20 protein-coding genes are annotated in these 20,508 nt (G+C 72.5%); 13 read left to right on the top strand and 7 right to left on the bottom strand.

The window, feature by feature from the left end:
• Window positions 1-21 precede the first annotated feature (21 nt).
• A complete protein-coding gene (locus tag ACZ516_RS21360; RefSeq protein WP_469011380.1) occupies window positions 22-657 on the bottom strand; it encodes a TetR/AcrR family transcriptional regulator in 636 nt (211 codons plus the stop codon).
• 139 nt (window positions 658-796) lie between these two features.
• On the opposite strand from ACZ516_RS21360, the gene ACZ516_RS21355 reads away from it, so the two are divergent.
• A complete protein-coding gene (locus ACZ516_RS21355; RefSeq protein WP_358912485.1) occupies window positions 797-1,726 on the top strand; it encodes a zinc-binding dehydrogenase in 930 nt (309 codons plus the stop codon).
• 113 nt (window positions 1,727-1,839) lie between these two features.
• Here ACZ516_RS21355 and ACZ516_RS21350 read toward each other — a convergent pair whose 3' ends face one another.
• Entirely contained in the window at window positions 1,840-3,267 is a 1,428-nt protein-coding gene (locus tag ACZ516_RS21350) for a cytosine permease (RefSeq protein WP_469011379.1), read from the bottom strand.
• 178 nt (window positions 3,268-3,445) lie between these two features.
• Here ACZ516_RS21350 and ureA point away from each other — a divergent pair, with 178 nt between their 5' ends.
• From ureA to ACZ516_RS21335, 3 genes are read left to right on the top strand one after another with little or no spacing between them, the layout of a single operon-like run.
• Entirely contained in the window at window positions 3,446-4,309 is an 864-nt protein-coding gene (ureA, locus tag ACZ516_RS21345; protein ID WP_469011378.1) for an urease subunit gamma, read from the top strand.
• A complete protein-coding gene (locus ACZ516_RS21340; protein WP_469011377.1) occupies window positions 4,306-6,027 on the top strand; it encodes an urease subunit alpha in 1,722 nt (573 codons plus the stop codon). Before ureA ends, ACZ516_RS21340 begins: the two co-directional genes overlap by 4 nt.
• 11 nt (window positions 6,028-6,038) lie before the next feature.
• Window positions 6,039-7,085: an agmatine deiminase family protein gene (locus ACZ516_RS21335; protein WP_469011376.1), complete on the top strand. Its 1,047-nt coding sequence runs from the start codon at window positions 6,039-6,041 to the stop codon at window positions 7,083-7,085.
• A 135-nt stretch (window positions 7,086-7,220) separates the two neighbouring features.
• Here ACZ516_RS21335 and ACZ516_RS21330 read toward each other — a convergent pair whose 3' ends face one another.
• Window positions 7,221-7,643 (bottom strand): hypothetical protein, encoded by a 423-nt coding sequence (locus ACZ516_RS21330; RefSeq protein ID WP_469011375.1) that lies wholly within the window; start codon window positions 7,641-7,643, stop codon window positions 7,221-7,223.
• A gap of 340 nt (window positions 7,644-7,983) precedes the next feature.
• On the opposite strand from ACZ516_RS21330, the gene ACZ516_RS21325 reads away from it, so the two are divergent.
• Window positions 7,984-8,724, top strand: a complete 741-nt coding sequence (locus ACZ516_RS21325; RefSeq protein WP_469011374.1) for a hypothetical protein — start codon at window positions 7,984-7,986, stop codon at window positions 8,722-8,724.
• Between the two features lie 118 nt (window positions 8,725-8,842).
• On the opposite strand, the gene ACZ516_RS21320 is transcribed toward ACZ516_RS21325, so the two are convergent.
• Window positions 8,843-9,313, bottom strand: a complete 471-nt coding sequence (locus ACZ516_RS21320; RefSeq protein WP_469011373.1) for a hypothetical protein — start codon at window positions 9,311-9,313, stop codon at window positions 8,843-8,845.
• A gap of 258 nt (window positions 9,314-9,571) precedes the next feature.
• Between ACZ516_RS21320 and ACZ516_RS21315 the strand changes: the two genes are divergently transcribed.
• From ACZ516_RS21315 to ACZ516_RS21305, 3 genes are all read left to right on the top strand, one after another.
• Window positions 9,572-10,180 (top strand): TetR/AcrR family transcriptional regulator, encoded by a 609-nt coding sequence (locus tag ACZ516_RS21315; RefSeq protein ID WP_469011372.1) that lies wholly within the window; start codon window positions 9,572-9,574, stop codon window positions 10,178-10,180.
• A gap of 370 nt (window positions 10,181-10,550) precedes the next feature.
• On the top strand, window positions 10,551-12,155 hold the full coding sequence (gene cimA / locus ACZ516_RS21310; protein ID WP_469011371.1) for a citramalate synthase: 1,605 nt from the start codon (window positions 10,551-10,553) through the stop codon (window positions 12,153-12,155).
• A 75-nt stretch (window positions 12,156-12,230) separates the two neighbouring features.
• On the top strand, window positions 12,231-13,607 hold the full coding sequence (locus ACZ516_RS21305) for a hypothetical protein (RefSeq protein WP_469011370.1): 1,377 nt from the start codon (window positions 12,231-12,233) through the stop codon (window positions 13,605-13,607).
• A 25-nt stretch (window positions 13,608-13,632) separates the two neighbouring features.
• Here ACZ516_RS21305 and ACZ516_RS21300 read toward each other — a convergent pair whose 3' ends face one another.
• Window positions 13,633-14,286, bottom strand: coding sequence for a TetR/AcrR family transcriptional regulator (locus tag ACZ516_RS21300; RefSeq protein ID WP_469011369.1), 654 nt, complete (start codon window positions 14,284-14,286; stop codon window positions 13,633-13,635).
• 156 nt (window positions 14,287-14,442) lie between these two features.
• Here ACZ516_RS21300 and ACZ516_RS21295 point away from each other — a divergent pair, with 156 nt between their 5' ends.
• A complete protein-coding gene (locus tag ACZ516_RS21295) occupies window positions 14,443-15,132 on the top strand; it encodes a hypothetical protein (protein WP_469011368.1) in 690 nt (229 codons plus the stop codon).
• Window positions 15,133-15,332: 200 nt separating this feature from the next.
• Here ACZ516_RS21295 and ACZ516_RS21290 read toward each other — a convergent pair whose 3' ends face one another.
• Window positions 15,333-15,956, bottom strand: a complete 624-nt coding sequence (locus ACZ516_RS21290; RefSeq protein ID WP_469011367.1) for a GNAT family N-acetyltransferase — start codon at window positions 15,954-15,956, stop codon at window positions 15,333-15,335.
• 182 nt (window positions 15,957-16,138) lie between these two features.
• Between ACZ516_RS21290 and ACZ516_RS21285 the strand changes: the two genes are divergently transcribed.
• On the top strand, window positions 16,139-17,026 hold the full coding sequence (locus ACZ516_RS21285; protein ID WP_469011366.1) for an alpha/beta fold hydrolase: 888 nt from the start codon (window positions 16,139-16,141) through the stop codon (window positions 17,024-17,026).
• Between the two features lie 120 nt (window positions 17,027-17,146).
• Here ACZ516_RS21285 and ACZ516_RS21280 read toward each other — a convergent pair whose 3' ends face one another.
• Window positions 17,147-17,803 carry a YceI family protein gene (locus tag ACZ516_RS21280; RefSeq protein WP_358579515.1) on the bottom strand — a complete coding sequence of 219 codons (657 nt, stop codon included), beginning with the start codon at window positions 17,801-17,803 and terminating at the stop codon, window positions 17,147-17,149.
• A 308-nt stretch (window positions 17,804-18,111) separates the two neighbouring features.
• On the opposite strand from ACZ516_RS21280, the gene ACZ516_RS21275 reads away from it, so the two are divergent.
• From ACZ516_RS21275 to ACZ516_RS21265, 3 genes are all read left to right on the top strand, one after another.
• Entirely contained in the window at window positions 18,112-18,663 is a 552-nt protein-coding gene (locus ACZ516_RS21275; protein ID WP_361086473.1) for a hypothetical protein, read from the top strand.
• A 128-nt stretch (window positions 18,664-18,791) separates the two neighbouring features.
• Complete coding sequence (locus ACZ516_RS21270) at window positions 18,792-19,640, top strand: DUF4097 family beta strand repeat-containing protein (protein WP_358579519.1); 849 nt, start codon at window positions 18,792-18,794, stop codon at window positions 19,638-19,640.
• Window positions 19,641-19,939: 299 nt separating this feature from the next.
• The coding region (locus ACZ516_RS21265; protein ID WP_469011365.1) for a carboxyl transferase domain-containing protein at window positions 19,940-20,508 on the top strand (569 nt) is incomplete at its 3' end.

Here is a 20,508-nt window from a genome sequence, read left to right as displayed (position 1 = left end):
CCGCTCCCGCCCGGCGCAGGGCTACCGCACCGCGAGGGTGAGGCTTCCGGGGGCCGCGTCGCAGGCGGCCCTCAGCGCTGTCGAAAGGTGGTCCCGGGTGGGGGCGGGGCCCTCCGCCCACGCCTCCACCGCCCGGTGGAACGCCGCGACCAGCACATCGATGGCGAGCCGCGCCCGCAGTTCCTCCCCGCCCGGCAGGGCGAACCGGCGCCGGGCGACCGCGAGCGCCGCCCGGCTCGTACGGTCGCAGAACGCGAGCCCGTGCGCGTCCATGGACGGAGTCCGCCCCGCGAGCCGCCGGCTGAGCAGCACCCGCCCGGCCCAGCCCTCCGCCGGCATGCGCCCGATCGCCGCGAGCAGCGCGTCCCGCAGCACGTCGAACAGCGGCTGCCCCGCGACCGGTTCGCAGACCTCCAGCTCCTGCAGGAACGCCCCCCACAGATCCTGGGTGGGCGCCATCGCCACGTCTTCCTTGCTGGTGAACGTACGGAAGAACGTCCGCTTGCTGACCTCCACCGCGTCACACAGCGCGTCGAGCGTCACCCCGTCGAAGCCCCGCTCGGTGAACAGCTCCAGGGCCGTGTCGACGAGCGCCTGTCGCGTCCGCAGCTTCTTGCGCTCCCGCAGGGGCAACCGGTCGAGGTCCATCGCGTCCATGCCGGCAGTGTAGCCCGCGGCGGCCGCGCGGAGGCGAATGCCTCTTGAAGGCTTCTGCCACTCAGTGGCACTATTGCGGCGGCCGGGCCCAACCACGGTGCCCACGGCCTTCTTCGGCGTACGACGAAAGGCAACTCCCATGCGCGCACTGCTCGTCGACCCCTCCGCCCCCGGCGGCCTCCGCCTCGGCGAGGCCCCCGTCCCCGAGCCCGCCCCGCACCAGGCCCTGATCCGCGTACGGGCGACTTCCCTCAATCACGGCGAGGTGCGGTGGGGCATCGAGGGCGCCCCCGAGGGCGCGGTGCTCGGCTGGGACGCGGCCGGTGTCGTGGAGCGGGCCGCCGCCGACGGCTCGGGCCCGGCGGCGGGCACCCCCGTGGTGACCCTGGCCGGTGACGGCGCCTGGGCCGAATACCGGGTCGCCGACACGGACTGGACCGGCGTCGTCCCCGAGGACGCGGACCTGGGCGCGATCAGCACCGTGCCGGTCGCGGGCGCCAGCGCCCTGCGCGCCCTGGACCGGATCGGCCCGATCCTCGGCAGGCGCGTACTGGTGACCGGCGCGACCGGCGGCGTCGGACGGTACGCGGTGCAGCTCGCCCGGCGGGGCGGCGCGCACGTCATCGCGGTGACCGGCGACCCCGAGGGGCGCGGCGAGCAGCTCAAGGCCCTCGGCGCCCACGAGGTCATCGCCACGCCCGAGGCGGCCGGTGCCCCGGTGGACGGCGTGGTGGACGTGATCGGCGGGCGGCAACTGGTGGCCGCGTACGAGCAGTTGGGCCCGCACGGCACCCTCGTCTCCGTCGGGCAGGCCGGCGGCGAACCGGAGCACTTCCCGCTCAAGGCGCTCTACGGGGAGCAGGGCCGCCACGACCGCTCGATCGTCAACTTCCAGCTGCTCGGCTGCTCGGGCCTCTCCCGGGACCTGACCTGGCTCGCGGAGCAGGTGGCGGCGGGCACGCTCGACCCCGGCACGTCCTGGCGGGGCACCTGGGACAAGGCCCCGGAAGCGATCGAGACCCTGCTCACCCGCCGCCTCCACGGCAAGGCGATCCTGGACATCGCCTGACGTACGTCACGGCCCAGGCGGGCGACGCGTGAAGCCCCTTAGGGGCGCGGGGAACTGCGCGCCCAGCCACATCCGACCCGCAATGGACAAGGCAACCCCCGGAAGGCACCCGCTCAGCCCGCCACCGTCTCCTCCTCCACCAGCGGAAGCGGCGCCGCGGCCGGCGCCCGCCGGGTCAGCGCCGCGTACGTCACGCCGCCCACCACCCCCGACAGCAGGAAACTGCAGTCGACCCCGCCGGTCAGGGAAAGCAGCGGACCCTCGTACGTGGGGAGGGCGACCGAGAGCAGACCGACCACCGCGCCGAGCGCCCACGCGAGGGTCGCCTGGACGTTCCAGCCGGAGCGGTACCAGTAGACGCCGCCCTTGGCGCGGCGGTTGAAGACCTGGAGGGCCTGCGCGTCGTACTCCCCGCGACAGCGCTTGAAGCCGATCAGGGTGATGACGGCCCAGGGCGTGCCGATGGCGGTCAGCAGCAGCACGAACGACGTCATCGCGTCCTGCGCCCGCCACGCGTAGTGGCCCACGAAGACGCAGGCCGTGGCGGTGACGGCGACGGTGTACGTGGCGCGGGCGCGCGAGGCGCGGGGCAGGATCGCGTCCAGGTCGAGGCCCATCGAGTACAGCATCAGGCCCGCGTTGCCGACCGAGCCCGCCGAGGCGGCGAGCAGCAGCGGCACGAGGTACCAGGTGGGGGAGGCGTCGACGAGGCCCCCGGCGTAGTCGAGGGCGGCGCGCGCCGCGTACGCCGTGAACGTGCCGAAGAGCTGCGGGATCAGCAGCCCCGCGAGCAGCCCCGCCCAGGCCGCGCCGAGCACCGCGCGCGAGCTGTGCCGGGCGGGGGAGACGTAGCGGGTGTAGTCGCCGAGCAGGGTGATGAAGGCGATGGGGCCCGACAGTCCCGCCGCGACCAGGGCGAGCAGCCAGGTGGGCCAGAACGAGCCGAGCAGATAACCGCCCGCGCCGGGCAGCGCCGAGGTCGTGAAGTCGGGGGCGTACGCGACGACGCCGAGGATCAGCAGCGCCGTCATGCCGAAGGCGAGGATCCGGGACAGGCGCAGCAGCACGCGGTAGCCGAAGACCGCCCCGACCACGGTGGCGGCGGCGAGCAGGGCGTAGACCACGCCGTACGAGAAGCCGCCGGCCGGCATCCCGAGCAGGCGGTGCAGCGTGCCCACCATCACGTCGCCGCCGATCCAGACGGTCAGCGCGGTGTAGCCGAGCGAGAGCAGCAGGCCGACGACCGAGCCGACGAGCCGGCCGCGCACGCCGAACTGGGCCCCGGAGGAGGTCGAGAGGTTCGTCCCGGTGCGCAGGGACACCAGGGCGAGCGGCGCGGTGAGCGCGGTGCCGAGCACCGTGCCCGCCACCACCGCGCCGACCGACTCCCACCAGCCGAGGCCGAACGACACCGGCAGCCAGCCGAAGACGATCACCCCCAGGCAGAGGTTGGAGCCGATGAGGATCGACACGAGGTCGCGGGGGCCGCTGGTGCGTTCCCCGTCCGGGATGGTGTCGACTCCGCGCTGTTCTATCGGCATGAGGGTGCCCCTGACGCTCGCTTGGTCCCGATGGTTGCCCCGTTGTTTGAGCAGCGCTCAATGTGACCTGTCGTACCTGTCCCCGTCAATCCTTCCCGCACGCGGATTTCGTCGTTAGAGTGTTTAGAGTGCTGCTCTAAAGATCGGCGCTGAAGGTTGGAACAGGGAGGTACGGCGCGTGCGACTCACGCCCACCGAACGCGACCGGCTGCTGCTCTTCGGGGCCGCCGAGCTCGCCAGGGCCCGCAAGGCGCGCGGCCTGAGACTCAACGTGCCGGAGGCGACCGCGCTGATCGCCGACACGGTCTGCGAGGCCGCCCGCGACGGCGTCCGGCTCGCCGAGGCCATCGAGCGGGCGCGTGCCGTCCTCGGCCCGGACGACGTCCTGCCCGGCGTCGCGGACGTGGTGACCGAGGTGCACGTGGAAGCCGTCTTCGACGACGGCTCCCGCCTCGCGGTGGTCTCCGACCCCATCGGCGCCGGCCTCGGCGACCGGGCGCCCGGCGCGCTGCTGCCCGGCCCCGCGCACGAGGACCCCGAGCCCGTCGTGACCCTGACCGTGCGCAACACCGCCACCGTGCCCGTCTCCGTGACCTCGCACTTCCACTTCTTCGAGGCCAACCCCCGGCTCGACTTCGACCGCGCCGCCGCCTATGGGCTGCGCCTGGCCGTGCCCGCCGGGTCCTCCGTCCGCTTCGGCCCCGGCGAGAGCGCCGAGGTCGGCCTGGTGCCGATCGGCGGCGCACGGATCGCCATCGGCTTCGCCGGACTGGTCGACGGCCCGCTGGACGCACCCGGCACCCGCGAAGAGGCCCTGCGCCGCGCGGCCGCCTGCGGCTACCTCGGCGTACCGGGGACGACCGCCCGGGCCGAGGGCGTAGGGGGAGCGACCGAGCGGATCGACGGCGTACCGGGAGCGACCGAGCGGGCCACCGGCATACCGGGGACGGCCGACCGGGCCACCGGCATACCGGGGACGTCAGACCGAGCCACCGGCGTGCCGGGAACGACCGACCAGAGCGATCAGGAGGGCGAGCGATGAGCCGACCCGGAGGACACCCCGCCGCACCGCGCCGCCTCACCCCGTACGAGTACGCCGCCACGCACGGCCCCCGCGCCGGCGACCACGTCCGGCTCGGCGACTCCGGGCTGACGATCCGCGTCGAGTCCGACGCCCAGAAGTACGGCGACGAATTCCTCGCCGGGTTCGGCAAGACCGCCCGCGACGGGCTGCACCTGAAGGCCGCCGCCGTCCGCGACACCTGCGACGTCGTCATCAGCAACGTCGTCGTCATCGACGCCGTGCAGGGCATCCGCAAGGTGTCCATCGGCATCAGGGAAGGCCGCATCCACGCCATCGGGCGGGCGGGCAACCCGGACACCCTCGACGGCGTGGACGTCGTGGTCGGCACCGGCACGTCCATCGTGTCGGGAGAGGGCCTGATCGCCACCGCCGGCTCCGTGGACACCCATGTCCACCTCCTCTCGCCGCGCATCATGGAGGCCTCCCTCGCCTCCGGCGTCACCACGATCATCGGCCAGGAGTTCGGGCCGGTGTGGGGCGTCGGCGTCAACTCGCCCTGGGCGCTGCGCCACGCCTTCAACGCCTTCGACGCCTGGCCGGTCAACATCGGCTTCCTCGGCCGCGGCTCGTCCTCGCACGACGCCCCGCTGATCGAGGCGCTCGCCGAGGGCGGCGCGTGCGGCTTCAAGGTGCACGAGGACATGGGCGCGCACACCCGCGCCCTGGACACCGCGCTGCGCGTCGCCGAGGAGCACGACGTCCAAGTGGCTCTGCACAGCGACGGGTTGAACGAGTGCCTGTCGGTCGAGGACACCCTGAAGGTCCTCGAAGGGCGCACGATCCACGCCTTCCACATCGAGGGCTGCGGCGGCGGCCACGTGCCGAACGTCCTGAAGATGGCGGGCGTCCCGAACGTCATCGGCTCCTCCACCAACCCCACCCTGCCCTTCGGCCGGGACGCCGTCGCCGAGCACTACGGCATGATCGTCTCCGTCCACGACCTGAAGACGGACCTGCCGGGCGACGCCGCCATGGCCCGCGACCGCATCCGCGCGGGCACGATGGGCGCCGAGGACGTGCTGCACGACCTGGGGGCCATCGGCATCACCTCGTCCGACGCGCAGGGCATGGGCCGCGCCGGCGAGACCGTGCGCCGCACCTTCGCGATGGCAGGCAAGATGAAGGCGGAGCTCGGCCCCATGGAGGGCGACGGCCCGTACGACGACAACGCGCGCGTCCTGCGCTACGTCGCCAAGCTGACCATCAACCCCGCCCTCGCGCACGGCCTCGCGCACGAGGTCGGCTCCCTCGAGGTCGGCAAGCTGGCCGACATCGTGCTGTGGCGCCCCGAGTACTTCGGCGCCAAGCCGCAGCTCGTCCTCAAGGCCGGCTTCCCCGCCTACGGCGTCACCGGCGACCCGAACGCCGCGACCGACACCTGCGAACCCCTCGTCCTCGGCCCGCTGTTCGGCGCCCACGGCGCCGTGCCCGCCGACATCTCCGTGGCGTTCGTCGCGCGGGCCGCCGTCGACCAGGGCGACGACTCGATGCCGACCCGCCGCCGCCGGGTCGCGGTGCGCGGCACCCGGGGCATCGGCCCGGCCGACCTGCGCCTGAACTCCCGTACCGGAGCCGTCGACGTGCACCAGGAGACCGGTCTCGTCACCCTCGACGGCGACCCGGTCCGCTCCGAACCCGCCGACTCCGTCCCCCTCAACCGCCTCTACTTCCTCTGAAGGTGTACCTCATGTCTGCTGCCGCCGACGGCTTCCGCATGCCCGCCGAGTGGGCCCCGCACGAGCGCACCTGGATGGCGTGGCCGTGCCCCAACCCCACCTTCGACGACCCCGAGGGTCTCGACGAGTCCCGCCTGGCCTGGGCGAACGTCGCCCGCGCCGTACGCCGCTTCGAACCGGTCACCGTGGTCTGCGGCCCCGCCCAGTCCGCGTACGCGAGCGAACTCCTCGGCCCGGACATCGAGGTGGTGGAACGCGACCTGGACGACGCCTGGATGCGGGACATCGGCCCGACCTTCCTCACCGACGGCAAGGGGCAACTGGCAGCCGTCGACTGGACGTTCAATGGCTGGGGCGCCCAGGAGTGGGCCCGCTGGGACCACGACTCCAAGATCGGCGCGTACGTCGCCGACCTCGCCGGAGCCCGTACGTACCCCTCGACCCTCGTGAACGAGGGCGGCGGCATCCACGTCGACGGCGAGGGCACCGTCCTGCTCACCGAGACCGTCCAGCTCGGCCCCGAGCGCAACCCCGGCCTGACCAAGGCGGAGGTCGAGGCGGAGATCCACGCGCAGCTCGGCACCACCAAGGCGATCTGGCTGCCGCGCGGCCTCACCGCCGACTACCCCGGCCACGGCTACGGCACCCTCGGCCACGTCGACATCGTCGCCGCCTTCGCCGCGCCCGGCGTCGTCCTCGTCCACTCCCAGCGCGACCCGGCGCACCCCGACTTCGAGGTCAGCAAGGAGATCATCGCGACCCTCACGGGCCAGACGGACGCCCGCGGCCGCACCCTGCGGATCGTCGAGGTGCCGGCGCCGACCGTCGTCAAGGACGACGAGGGCTGGGTCGACTACTCCTACATCAACCACTACCTGTGCAACGGCGGCGTCGTCCTGTGCGCCTTCGGCGACCCGCACGACGAGCTGGCGGCCGGCATCTTCCGCGGCCTCTTCCCCGACCGCACGGTAACCCTCGTCGACGCCCGCACGATCTTCGCCGGGGGCGGGGGCATCCACTGCATAACCCAGCAGCAGCCGGCGGTCCGGGGACGCTGAGCCGCGCAGCCGGCCCGGAATCGCTTCCGGTGCCTGTTCCAGCCGGGCCGTGCGGCGGGCGCCGCCTCCGGCCCGGCTCACCGTCGGGCGCCAGCCGAGGAACCGTTCCATGCGCGGCCGGGCTTGGCGTACGGGTCAGACCTTGCAGAAGCCCGTCGCCCGCAGTGCGTCGTTGATCTTTGCGCCCTGCTCTTCTGTCGTCCTCACGTCCTTGTACGTGAAGCGCTGGGACGCGAGCCAATCGAGGCGCTTGGCCTTGCCGTTGATCGCCATGCACTGATTGCGGGCGGCGTCCACGGCCTTGTCCTCGTAGCGCACCACGTCCGGTGCCGCCGCCTGCAGGGCCCGGATGAGCTTGGCTCGCTCGACGGCGTCGGGCTTCGGCGGGAGACCGGAGGAGCGGGCGATCTCGTCCTTCTGCTTCTGCGTCAGCTGAGGAGCCGTGGCGCTCGGGCCGGTGTTCCGCTCGCTGTCGGCCTTGTCGTCGCTGGAGGAGCAGGCGGTGAGGGCGAGGGCGCCGGCGAGGAGCAGTGCGACGGTGGTGGTGCGGTGTTTCATGGTCCCCTCAAGTGTGGTGAGTTGAAAGGGGCCATCATGCCGTCTTGTGCGGGTGTGGGTATACGAAAGCCCCGCACGGTGGCGGTGATCCGTTCGGATGCGAGCCGCGTCCGCAGGCGGATCCTTGTGAATCGCTGGACGGTTCAGTCGTAGGTCTGCATGATCGCCCCTTATGGAGAGCACGCCCACGCCCAGGGGTGAACCTCAGATGTCGACAGGCAACGCGGACTCATCCTGGAACAAGCGCAGAATTGTCATAGCGACGTTCTTTCTGTCCGCCCCTGTCGCCATTCTCCTTTATGTGCGGTTGGGTCCCGGTGAATGGAGGATGTCGTCGCCCGTGGCTCTTTTGCTGCTCGCCGCAGTGGGGGCGGTCGGCGCGTACGTCTTCAGGCCGCTGGATGTCGAGGCGGGGCGGGTCTCGGAAGGGCGAGAGCGGGTCCGGGAGGCGGAGCATGACCTGGAGCAGGCGCTGCGACTGCCCGTCGGTGAGGCGATGGTCGTGCACGGCGATGTGTACATCTCGTCGCCGCCCGGCAGCACTGCCGACGACGCTCGGCGGCGGGATGGTGACGCATCGCCCTTCCCGGGCGGCGACGCCGGTGGCGCCCATCGAGACAGGGCGAGACTGACGCTCTCCGAGTTGTGGACGGTGACGCACCGGCGCCTTGATCTTTACCACGACATCGCACTCGGTCAGGCGTCCCGCTCGTTCCGCAATGCCCAGATGGCGATGATCCTCGGCTTTGCTCTCCTCGTAGGATTCGTGATCATCGCGTTGCAGGCGAGCACGACCGCAGGTGCCGTCGTCGCGGGCGGACTGGGGGCCGTCGCGGCCGCTCTCGCGGGCTACGTCAGCAGGACATTCGTACGATCGCAGGAGGCCGCGGCGAGTCATCTGCGCGCGTACTTCGATCAGCCGCTGGAGTTCTCGCGCTACCTCGCGGCCGAGCGGTTGGTGGCTGACGCGAACCTCAGTGACGAACAGCGCGCCGAGATCGTCTCCGCCCTCGCGCAAACGATGATCAGCGGTCCGCCGACACCGAACGAGACAGGCCCCGATACGGCACGGGGCGCCTGAGAGGCGAGCTTCCGGAGAAGGGTCATCGCACTCGAACCGGACCCGGTCGTGGCCGTCGCTCAGTCTTGGGGTGACGCCGGCGTGGACCGGGGCAGGGGTGTCGCCCACGGCGCCCGGTCTACTGGGCGCGGACGGCGTCGCGCAGCGCCGTGTGGGCGTCGCGGCTGCGCTCGCGGCCCGCGGCGAGAGCGGCTTCGACCTCCTCGGCGAAGCACCCGTCCCGTACTTCTCCAAGTCCGATGTCCGCCAGGTCGATGGCCGACCACGCGGCCTCGACCGCGATCGAGGTCAGCTCCGGGTCGGTCGTGGTGAGCGCCAGCCGGTCGAAGGCGTGCGTCACGGCCGAGCGGGCCCGGTACAGCTCGGCCCTGCCCTCCCTGCCCGGGAGTTCACCGTCCCGCAGGTCCGCTATCTGGAGCCAGTACTGCTCACGGTAGGCCAGGGACGCGGCGAGGAGCTGCGCGGTGGCGTCCAGGACCTGCTGCCGGTGCTCGGCCGCGCGGGCGCGACGATCCGTCCAGTGCGCGGTGAGACTGGCCAGCGCGGCACCGGCGAGCGTGCCGAGCACGGCGATCAGGGTGGACCACATCGGCTTCCTACGGGCTGAAGGGCTTGCTGTCCGCACGGTGGGTTCCGGACCAGCGGCGTCGGAATACTGGCGCATCCCGCGCCGCGCCCGCAACGGGGATCCGCGCGGGCGTCTGGACTCCGCCCCTGAGGCGACGCCTCCTCTCCTTCCGCGCGATGTGGGAGACTCGACCGCTGTGCAGGTCAGTGGGGGAGCAGGCGGACCGCAGGGGGCGGTACCGCCGTACCGCGCGGCCCGAGGTGATCAAGGAGCGGTGACATGACTGGTCAGGTCCGCGCGCGGAAGAACGCACCACCGCGTGAGGACGTCCTGGCCGCCGCCATGGAGATGATCGCCGAGCGCGGTCTGGAGAAGCTGACCATGGCCGCGCTCGGCCGTGAGGTCGGCATGAGCTCCGGGCACCTCCTCTACTACTTCCGCACCAAGGACGAGCTGCTCCTGCGCACCCTGGAGTGGAGCGAGGGCCGCCTCGGCGCCGAGCGCGGCCGCGTCCTGGCCCGCCCCGGCACCGCCCGCGCGCGCCTGGACGCCTACGTCCGGCTGTACGTTCCCGACGGGCCCGGCGACCCCCACTGGACCCTCTGGCTGGAGGTCTGGAACCGCTCCCTGAACGCCGACGCGGACGGCCGCGACCGGCAGGCCGCCATCGAGGGTGCCTGGCACCGCGACCTGGTGGCGCTGCTCGCCGAGGGCGTGTCGCGCGGGGAGTTCATCCTGGCCGACCCCGACCGCTTCGCGGCCCGCCTGCGGGCGCTGCTCGACGGCTTCTCCATCCACGTGGCGATCGGGCTGCGCGGGACGGACCGCGAACAAGTCCTCGCGCACGCGAGGGAGTTCCTGGACGGGGCGCTCACCCCGGTCGCCTAGCGACAGCACCCCGGCCCGCCCGGGTGTCCCCGTCGCCCGGGCCCGACAAGGGCGCGGACGGCGCGTCCACCGCGCCGCCCGCATCGTGAGACGGAGCGACGCGGCACGGCCCCGCTGTGGCAGGCTGCGCCCGTGCTCTCGTTCGCCATGATTATTGGCAGCAGGCGCGCCGGTCCGCAGTGACCGTCTCGTACCACCAAGTACGGGCGGACACCGTCGTCCTCGACCCGCGCGCAGACCTCTCGCACCCGCGAGGGGTTTTTTCGTTTCCCGGCCCAACAACAGCCGGACGCGGAGCGCACGGGATCATTGTGGGCGGTGGAGCCGGTCTTTCCGGTAGACCGAGATCCGACACAGGAGCCTGATCAGCATGACGGAAACCAGCACCCCCGACGATTCCTTCCATGTCTTCGACACCACCCTCCGGGACGGTGCGCAGCGTGAGGGCATCAATCTGACGGTCGCGGACAAGTTGGCCATCGCCCGGCATCTGGACGACTTCGGGGTGGGTTTCATCGAGGGCGGCTGGCCGGGAGCCAATCCGCGGGACACGGAGTTCTTCGCGCGGGTGCGGCAGGAAGTGGTCTTCCGGCACGCTCAGCTCGTGGCTTTCGGCGCCACGCGGCGCCCAGGTGGCAGAGCGGTCGAGGACGCGCAGGTCAACGCCCTGCTGGAGTCGGGCGCCCCGGTGATCACGCTGGTGGCCAAGTCCCATGACCGGCACGTCGAGCTGGCCCTGCGCACCACACTGGAGGAGAACCTGGAGATGGTGCGCGACACCGTCTCCTACCTGTGCTCGAAGGGGCGGCGGGTCTTCGTCGACTGCGAGCACTTCTTCGACGGCTACCGCGCCAACCCGGAGTACGCGAAGGCGGTGGTGCGGGCCGCCGCCGGGGCGGGCGCGGACGTGGTCGTGCTGTGCGACACCAACGGCGGCATGCTGCCCGCGCAGATCCAGGCCGTCGTGTCCACGGTGGCCGCCGACACCGGCGCCCGCCTGGGCATCCACGCCCAGGACGACACCGGCTGCGCGGTGGCCAACACCCTGGCCGCCGTCGACGCCGGCGCCACCCACGTGCAGTGCACCGCCAACGGCTACGGCGAGCGCGTCGGCAACGCCAACCTCTTCCCGGTCGTCGCCGCCCTGGAACTCAAATACGGCAAGCAGGTCCTGCCCGAGGGCGCGCTGCGCGAGATGACCCGCGTCTCCCACGCCATCGCCGAGGTCGTCAACCTCACGCCCTCCACCCATCAGCCGTACGTGGGTGTCTCCGCGTTCGCCCACAAGGCGGGCCTGCACGCCTCCGCGATCAAGGTCGACCCGGACCTCTACCAGCACATCGACCCGGACCTCGTCGGCAACCGCATCCGCATGCTCGTCTCCGACATGGCGGGCCGCGCCTCCATCGAGCTGAAGGGCAAGGAGCTGGGCGTCGACCTCGGCGACGACCGCGCGCTCGTCGGGCGGGTCGTGGAGCGCGTCAAGGAGCGCGAGCTCCAGGGCTACACGTACGAGGCCGCCGACGCCTCCTTCGAGCTGCTGCTGCGGGAGGAGGCCGAGGGCCGGGCCCGCCGCTACTTCCGCGTGGAGTCCTGGCGGGCCATCGTCGAGGACCGCCCCGACGGCAGCCACGCCAACGAGGCGACCGTCAAACTGTGGGCCAAGGGTGAGCGCATCGTCGCCACGGCGGAGGGCAACGGCCCGGTCAACGCGCTCGACCGGGCCCTGCGCGTCGGCCTGGAGCGCATGTACCCCCAGCTCGCCAAGTTGGAGCTGGTCGACTACAAGGTCCGCATCCTGGAGGGCAAGCACGGCACGTCGTCCACGACGCGCGTACTGATCTCCACGTCGGACGGCGTCGGCGAGTGGTCGACCGTCGGCGTCGCGGAGAACGTGATCGCCGCCTCGTGGGACGCCCTGGAGGACGCCTACACGTACGGCCTCCTGCGGGCCGGGGTCGAGCCCGTCGACTAACCCTCCCCGGGCCCCGGGTCGGACCACTCTGTTCCCGGGTCGGTGCCCGAGGCCCCGCTGCGTTACGTTCGAAGTATGAGGAATCGGACGAAGCGGTTCACCGTGGGGCTCTCCGGGCTACTGCTCGCCCTGGGCGCCACGTCCTTCACGGCGGTGCCCGGGGCGCGGACCGCCTCCACCACCTCGCAGGTGGCGGCGGCCTGGCAGAAGAGTCCGGTGTACGTCGACCCGGCGGCGTCGGACCAGCTCTCCGACACCCGGGCGGACGCCCTCGCCCGCAAGATCGAGGACGCGGACAAGCCGGTCTTCGTGGCCGTGCTGCCGCAGGACTTCCCGCGAAGGGACATCTTCCGGAACCTGCGCACCGAGACCGGCGTGACAGGGGTGTACGCGATCCGCCTCGGTGACGGCTTCGACGCGAAGGCCGACCGTTCCGTGCTGTCGCGCAACGCCGTCGCCAACCTCGTCTCCCTCGTCCGCGGGCAGAGCGCCGACACCCAGCTCGACACCTTCGTGGACGAGGCCCTCGCGCAGGCGTCCGGCAGGGCGCCGAAGTCCTGGAGCGGCGGCCCGGCCGACGAAGGCGTCAACGCGGGCACCCTCGCCGGCGTCGGCGTGGTGGTCGTGGCCGGCGGCGTCGGCGCGTACGCCGTGATCCGGCGCAAGAAGCGGCGCCACGAGGAGGCGCAGCGCGCGGCACTGCGCAAGCTCTCCGTCGTCGTGGACGAGGACATCACCGCCTTCGGCGAGGAACTCGACCGGCTGGACTTCCACCCGGCGGAACCGGGCGCCGACGACGCGATGCGCGCCGACTACGAACACGCGCTGGACGCCTACGAGAAGGCCAAGGCGTACATGGCGGCCGCGACGCACCCCGAGGACGTGCGCGGCGTGACCCAGGCCCTGGAGGACGGCCGCTTCTCGCTGGCCTCGCTCGCCGCGCGCCGCGAGGGGCGCGAGCCGCCCGAGCGGCGCGCCCCCTGCTTCTTCGACCCCCGGCACGGCCCCTCGGTGCGGGACGCGGTGTGGGCGCCCGCCGGGGGCGCGGAACGCGAGGTCCCGGTGTGCGCGGCCGACGCGGCACGCCTGGCGGACGGCCAGGACCCGATGGCGCGCACCGTGGCGACGGAGTCCGGGGAGCGCCGCCCCTACTGGGAGGCCGGACCGGCGTACGGCCCCTGGGCGGGCGGGTACTTCGGCGGCGGCATGCTGCCCGGACTGCTGGTCGGCACGATGCTCGGCGGCATGATGGCCGGCCCGGCGTACGGGGCGGACTACGGCGGCGGCTACGGGGACGGCGGGAGCGGCTTCGAGGGCGGCGACCAGTCGGGCGCGGACTTCGATCCGGGGGACTTCGGGGGTGGCGGCGGCGACTTCGGGGGCGGCGGCGACTTCGGCGGGGGCGGGGACTTCGGGGGTGGCGGCGATTTCGGGGGTGGCGGCGGATTCTGAGGGGCGTCCAGGAACACTCGTTCCGTCAGGGACGCTCGGGGGCGGGGCCGTCCGGCGTGAGCGCCTGGAAGGCCGCGCACAGGAGCCGGACGCTGCGTCGGAACTTCTCGTCCTGGCTCAGGCGGGGCATCCGCTCCATGACGAGCGGGAAGCGCGCGCACAGGCCGGCGTAGACGTCGGCGGTGACGTTCGGCGTCTGGGCCCGGGGCTCGGCCTGTTCCTGGAGCACGAAGCCGGTGACGTGGCTGAGGAGGGTGTCGGCCGCGACGCCGCACTGTTCGGCGGGGACCCCGGCGCCGATCAGGGTGGCGAGGAGCCGCTCCATCAGGGAGAGGGCGCCGGTGCTGAGCGTGCCGGGACTGTCGGCCAGGAGGAGGGCGCCGCCCGGATGCCGCAGGAGGCTCCGGCGCAGTTCGGCGGCCTGCGTCTCGATCCGGTCCTGCCACGGCGCCTCGGGCGGGAGGGCGGCGAGGGCGGTGTCGCCGGCGTCGTACGCGTGTCGGCAGACGCGGTCCGCCATCAGCGCCAGCAGCTCGTCCTTGCCGCGCACGTGGTAGTAGAGGCTGCCCGCTTGCACGCCGAGTCGCTCGGCCACCCGGCGCATGGACAGGCCGTGGTACCCGGTCTCGGCGAACGTGGCCATGCCGGCGTCGACGATCCGCTCCTTGGTGAGCTTCATGGTCCTACCGTAACAGCGTTTTCAAACACCGTTTGAAACACCCCGTGCCGCGTGTAGTCTCGGCGGCGACCGGGTTTGAACACTGTTGGAAAGGCTGGCGCGGGGGATATGGGCGGACTGTTGTTCGGAGCTACGACCGCGGCGTTGATGGTGCTGATGGCCAAGAGCGGTCGCGCGGCGGTGGGCGAGGGCCCGCTGCGAGGGCGTCCGTTCCCGTGGGCCGCGGCAGTGCTGACCGTCCTGGCCATGGCGGGCGTCGCTCTCCAGCTGAGCTGGCCGGGGGCGATGGAGGCGCTGGACGCCGACCCCGCCGAGAGCGGCTGGTGGCGTGAGTTCACCTCGGTCTTCATGCAGAACGGCGGCGCGGGGGGCGTGCTGTGGAACCTCGCGACGCTCGCGCTGGTGGCGGCGCTGGCCCACTGGTGCTGGGGCGGCACCCTGACGCTGCTGTTCTTCCTGTCCGGCATCCTCCTGCCGGAACGGCTCGACACCCTGCTGGGCATCGGCGGCGACGCCGGCACGGATCCTCGTAATTTCGCGGGCAGTTCCGGCGCGACGTACTTCCTGGGGGCGACCCTCGCGGCGGCGCTCCTGACCCGCGTGCACGGGGCCACGGCCGGAGCCGGAGCCGAGGCCGCAGCCGCAGCCGGAGCCGGAGCCGTGAAGGACCGGGTGACGGCGGTCGCCGTCCCGGTCCTGGGCCTCGCGATGTGGCTGACGCAGGAGAACGGCCACGGCCTGGTCGCGGTGTACGGCTTTGTGGTGGGGGTGGGAGCGGCCGGCGTGTGGGCGGTACGGGGTCGGACGCGGCGCTCGTCGGGAGCGGTGGACTGCACGACTCCGTGACCCGGCGACGGGGAGGGGTGGCGGCGCTGAGCTGGTGGCGTCGCTGAGCTGGTGGCGGCGCTGACCTGGGGGCGGCGCCGATCTGGGGGCGGCGCCGATCTGCACGCCGGCCTTCTCCATTCGGCCCACACTTCCGGCGTCAGGGCTTCCGGCGTCAGGGCCTCCGGTGTCAGGGGCTTCCGGAGTCAGGGCTTCCGGCATCAGGGCCGGTAGATGCACTCCGCGATCGTTGCGTGCTTCTTCCAGCCCAGGGTCTCGTACAGCGCGCGTCCGGCGTCTGTCGCGGCGAGAACGCCCAGGTGCGCACCGTGTTCCACGGATCGGTCGGCGAGAGAACGCATCACGAAGCCGCCCAGCCCCTTACGCCGATGGCCCTCCGCCGTGATCACCCGGTCCACCACCGCGGTCTCGCCGACCACCGCCAACTGCCCCTGGGCCGCGAGCTCGCCCGCCGCGTCCCGTACGCGGACGTACACGACGCCGTCGGCAGCCTGAACGGTGGCGGTGTAACTCTCGGGCGTGGCCACGTCGGTGGCGGTAAGGTCGCTGGCCATCAGGTGGCCGGTCTCTTCCCGGGCCAGCACCCATCCCGGCGAAAGCCAGGGCTCGATGTCCTCGGGCTCCGCGGGCATCTTCATCCACGTGCGTGGCGTCGCCACCGAGGCGGCCGCGCTGCGGACCAGCGACTCATCGGGCACGGGCAGGACATGGCGCCCCACTTCCGCAGGGTTGTCGGCCACCTCGATGTAGAACCCCCAGGGGCGCTCGACCGGCGGGGGCGTGCGCCGGGATATCGCCCAGCCCGCCGCCCACGTCCTGACCATGTCCGCAAGCATCATGTCCTCCCGAACCAGTGGTGCGTCATCCGATGGTAATGACCTCAAGGCACTCCGGAACCTTACCTCCCTTGCCGGGAGGGGCTTGCGGCCGGGTTGGTGAGACGATACGGTTCGTCTCATTGCTTGGCCGTTCGGTCGAGCGGTCGTCGTCTTGCCGGAGGTGGCTCATGGTGCGGGAACAGTATGTGGAGGCGGCTCCGGGGGTGCGGCTGTGGACGGAGCGGCGAGGGGCCGCCGACGCCCCGGCGCTGCTGCTCGTCATGGGGGCCCAGGCCTCCGGTCTCGGCTGGCCCGAGACCCTGGTGGACGCGCTCGCGGAGCGGCATCACGTCATCCGCTACGACCATCGCGACACGGGGCGCTCCCCCCACGGCTTCGACGAAAACCCGTACCCCGTCACGGACTTGGCGCAGGACGCCGTCGCCGTGCTGGACGGCCTCGGCGTCGATCGCGCGCACCTCGTGGGGTTGTCGCTCGGCGGCATGCTGACCCAGCTGGTCCTCGCCGACCACCCCGAACGGGTGCTGAGCGCCACCCTGATGGGGACCTGCGCGCTGAGCGAGACGCCGTACGTGGGGCCGGACGGGGTGAGCGTTCCCGTCGCCGAACTGCCCGGCATCGCGCCGGAGGTGCTGGAGATGTGGGGCCGCCCGGTCGAGGACCACGGCCTGGAGGCGGAGCTGGACCGGCGGGTGGAGCACTGGCGGGTGCTCGCGGGCGACGGACTGCCGTTCGACGCCGCGTACTTCAGGGAGTTGGAGCGCCGCGTCATCGAGCACGCCGGCACCTACGCGGTGTCGACCGCGCACGGCCGCGCCGACGCCTCCGGGATGCTCCGCACCGCCGAACTGGCCGCCACCGAGGTCCCGACCCTCGTCGTCGCGGCCCCGGCAGAACCGGTCTTCCCGCCCCCGCACCCGCAGCACCTGGCGCAGGTCATCGCGGGCGCGCGGCTGGTGGAGATACCGGGTATGGGGCACGCGCTGCCCCCGGCGGTGCTCGGGCCCCTCACGGAGGCGATCCTGAGCCACACCGCCGGGCGTCCGTCGGCGTGACCCCCGCGTGGCGGGGATCGGCGTGACGGGGGCGGCAGCTCCCCCCCCGCCGGACTTGGTCGTCCGGAGCCGGACTTGGTCGTCCCGAGCCGGACTCGGCCCCTCGGCCGGCGTCGAGGGTCAGGAGCCCGACTCGCCCGGCGCAACCGACTCGTCCGACCTGATCGCCGAGATGTCGAAGTTCAGCTTGATCTTGTCGGAGACCAGGACGCCGCCCGTCTCCAGCGCGGCGTTCCACGTGAGGCCCCACTGGGACCGCAGGATCTCGGCCTTGCCCTCGAAGCCCACGCGCTCGTTGCCGAACGGGTCCTTGGCGGAGCCGTTGAACTCCAGGTCGATGGTGAGCGGCCGGGTCGTGCCGAGGATCGTCAGGTCGCCGGTGACGCGGTAGTCGTCGCCGCCGAGGAACTCCGCCGCGGTGGAGCGGAACGTCATCCGGGGGAACTCCTCCGTCTTGAAGAAGTCCGCGCTCTTGAGGTGCCCGTCGCGGTCGGCGTTGCCCGTGTCGATGCTGTCCATCCGCACGTCGAGGGAGGCCGTCGAGCGGGCCGGGTCGGCACCGTCCAGGTGCAGGGTGCCCGAGACGTCGAGGAAGGAGCCCTTGACGTTGGTGACCATGGCGTGCCGGGCGACGAAGCCGATCGTGGTGTGCGCGGGGTCGATGGTGTAGTCACCGGTCAGCGCGGCGAGCCCCGGGTCGACCGCGGCGGGCGCCGGGGCGGCGACGGTGGTGGTGTCGGTGGCGGTGGTGTCGTTCTTGCGGCCGAAGAGACCCATGGCGTGCTCCTTGGGGGATGAGCTCCGACGGAGAGCTTCAGTTGAAGGTTCAACAAGAACGAAGGTAGCGCGACTTGGTTCAACATTCAACCTCTAGCGTCCTGGAGGGTTCGCCCCCCCCGGGTGGCGGGCGTGAGCCGCAAGAGGTCGAGGTCATGGCGCCAAGCTGACACCACAAGGGGTCAAGCTCCTCCTCAACCCCGCTGACCTGACCCAAAGCGCCAACGCGAGCCGCCGAAGAGGCCGTTAGCCCACCCGCGCCGCCACCCACATTTGCGATGGCGCCACAACGGTGCCACTATGACGCCATGAACCTCACGCAGTACGTCGATCACCTCCGGCAGGAGCTCGCGGTCGCCGCCGAAGCCGGGGGCGAGGAGGCCCGCGCCCTGGCCGAGCGCCTCACCGCTCCCCTGGAGTCGGCCGCCCGGCTCACCCTGCTGAACGCCCTGTCCGCCGCCGCCGAGGAGATCACCAGCGATCTGGCGCCGGGGTCGGTCGACGTCCGGCTGCGCGGGCTCGACCCCGAGTTCGTGGTGACGCTCCCGCCCGCGCCGGAACCGTTCGACGCCCAGGCGGAGTACGCGGCCCTCATGGCACTCAAGGCCACACCCCCCACCGCGCCGCCCGCGCCGGACGCCTCCGACGAGGGCGGCACGGCCCGCGTCAACCTCCGCCTCCCGGCCCACATCAAGACCCGCGTGGAAGAGGCGGCCGGCCGCGACGGCCTGTCGGTCAACGCCTGGCTCGTCCGCGCGGTCTCCGCCGCCCTCGACCAGCCCGACGGCAGGCCCGCCGCCCCCTCGGGCCACCGTGACGGACTGGGATTCGGCACCGCCTTCACGGGCTGGGTACGCTGACCCGCCCTCGCGCCGCCCCACCGGGCCCGGCCCGCACACACCACCGCACGACTTCGCGCGGCCGACGCGATCTGCCGCGCCGGCACCGGGCCCGCCAGGGCCCGTCGAGCCACTAGGACGGGACTGCCATGCCTGTTTTCGACACGCCCGAACCGATCACCGCGGGCGTCGCCTTCGACGCCGGGACCCTGCGCGTCGTCGCCGGGGACGCCGCGCGGACCACCGTCGAGGTACGCCCCGGCCAAGCCGCCCGGGACGCGGACGTCAAGGCGGCCGAGCGCACCCGCGTCGACTTCGTGAACGGCACCCTTTCGGTCAAGGGCCCCAAGGACCGTTCCCCGTTCAGCAAGGGCTCCTCGCTCGACGTGGAGATCACGCTGCCGGCCGGCTCCGCGCTGCGGGTCGACACCGGGCTCGCGCACGTCACGGCGCGCGGCACGCTCGGCGACTGCGAGATCAAGACGGGCGCGGGCGACCTCCAGGTCGAGCAGGGGGCCGGCCTCCGCCTCACCACCGGCCACGGCGATGTCTCCGTGGGCCGGGTGGACGGCGCCCTCCGCGTCACCGCCTCCGGCGAGATCCGCGTCGGCGACGTCACGGGCACGGTGACGGTCAAGAACTCCAACGGCACCACCGACCTCGGGGCGATCGGGGGCGACATCGAGGTGAAGGCGTCCAACGGCGCCGTCACCGTCGGCAGCGCGGCCGGGGACGTCAGGCTCAGGACCGCCAACGGCGCTTTGCGGGTCAGGGAGCTGGTGCGCGGCACAGCCGTCCTGGAGACGGCCGCCGGCCAGATCGAGATCGGCATCCGCGAGGGCACGGCGGCCTGGCTCGACGTACGGACGAGCGCCGGGGCGGTGCGTCAGCCGCTGGCGGAGGCCGAGGCGCCGGCCGCGAGCACGGACGCGGACGTGGACGTGGTCAAGGTGCGGGCCCGCACCGGCCTGGGCGACATCACGGTCAGCCGGGCCTGACCGGCCCGCGCGCCGGACGCCCCGCCGGCTTTGTCGGCCCTCGCCAACGCGTCGGCCACCGAAGCGCGTACGCGGACCGCCGCTGTGAGGCGTCTCTCAACCGGGCTAACGACCGGCCAGGTCTCTCCGGACGCCACTGTCCCGCGTATTTTTGTGGAACCCCTACAGTTGGCAAGGGCCTGAGCAGTCACTTCTTCGGCACCCCCGCCCTCTTCTGTCCGGGGGTGCCAGGAAAACGGCCCGGAGACTGTACAGAGTCGACGGTCCGTTTCCCCGGGGGCGCTCCGTAAGGTCGCTACATGACCGTTTTGGACGAGACCGCCTCTTCCGGGGGCGAGCCCACCGACGCGCGTGGGCGCGTGGCCGAACTGCACGAGATCCGTGCGGCGGCGCTGCGCGGGCCCAGCGAGAAGGCGACCGAGGCGCAGCACGCCAAGGGCAAGCTGACCGCACGCGAGCGGATCGAGCTGCTCGTCGACCCCGGGTCGTTCCGCGAGGTCGAGCAGCTGCGCCGGCACCGGGCGACCGGTTTCGGCCTGGAGGCCAAGAAGCCGTACACGGACGGTGTGATCACCGGTTGGGGCACGGTCGAGGGCCGGACGGTGTTCGTCTACGCGCACGACTTCCGCATCTTCGGCGGCGCGCTGGGTGAGGCGCACGCCACGAAGATCCACAAGATCATGGACATGGCCATCGCGGCCGGTGCGCCGCTGGTCTCGCTGAACGACGGCGCGGGCGCCCGTATCCAGGAGGGCGTCTCCGCGCTCGCGGGTTACGGCGGCATCTTCCAGCGCAACACCAAGGCGTCCGGTGTCATCCCGCAGATCAGCGTGATGCTGGGCCCGTGCGCGGGCGGCGCGGCGTACAG

This window comes from Streptomyces sp. NPDC034037, assembly GCF_055575715.1.
The sequence above is the reverse complement of the archived record's forward strand: the minus strand, read 5'-3'. Positions and strand labels throughout refer to the sequence as shown.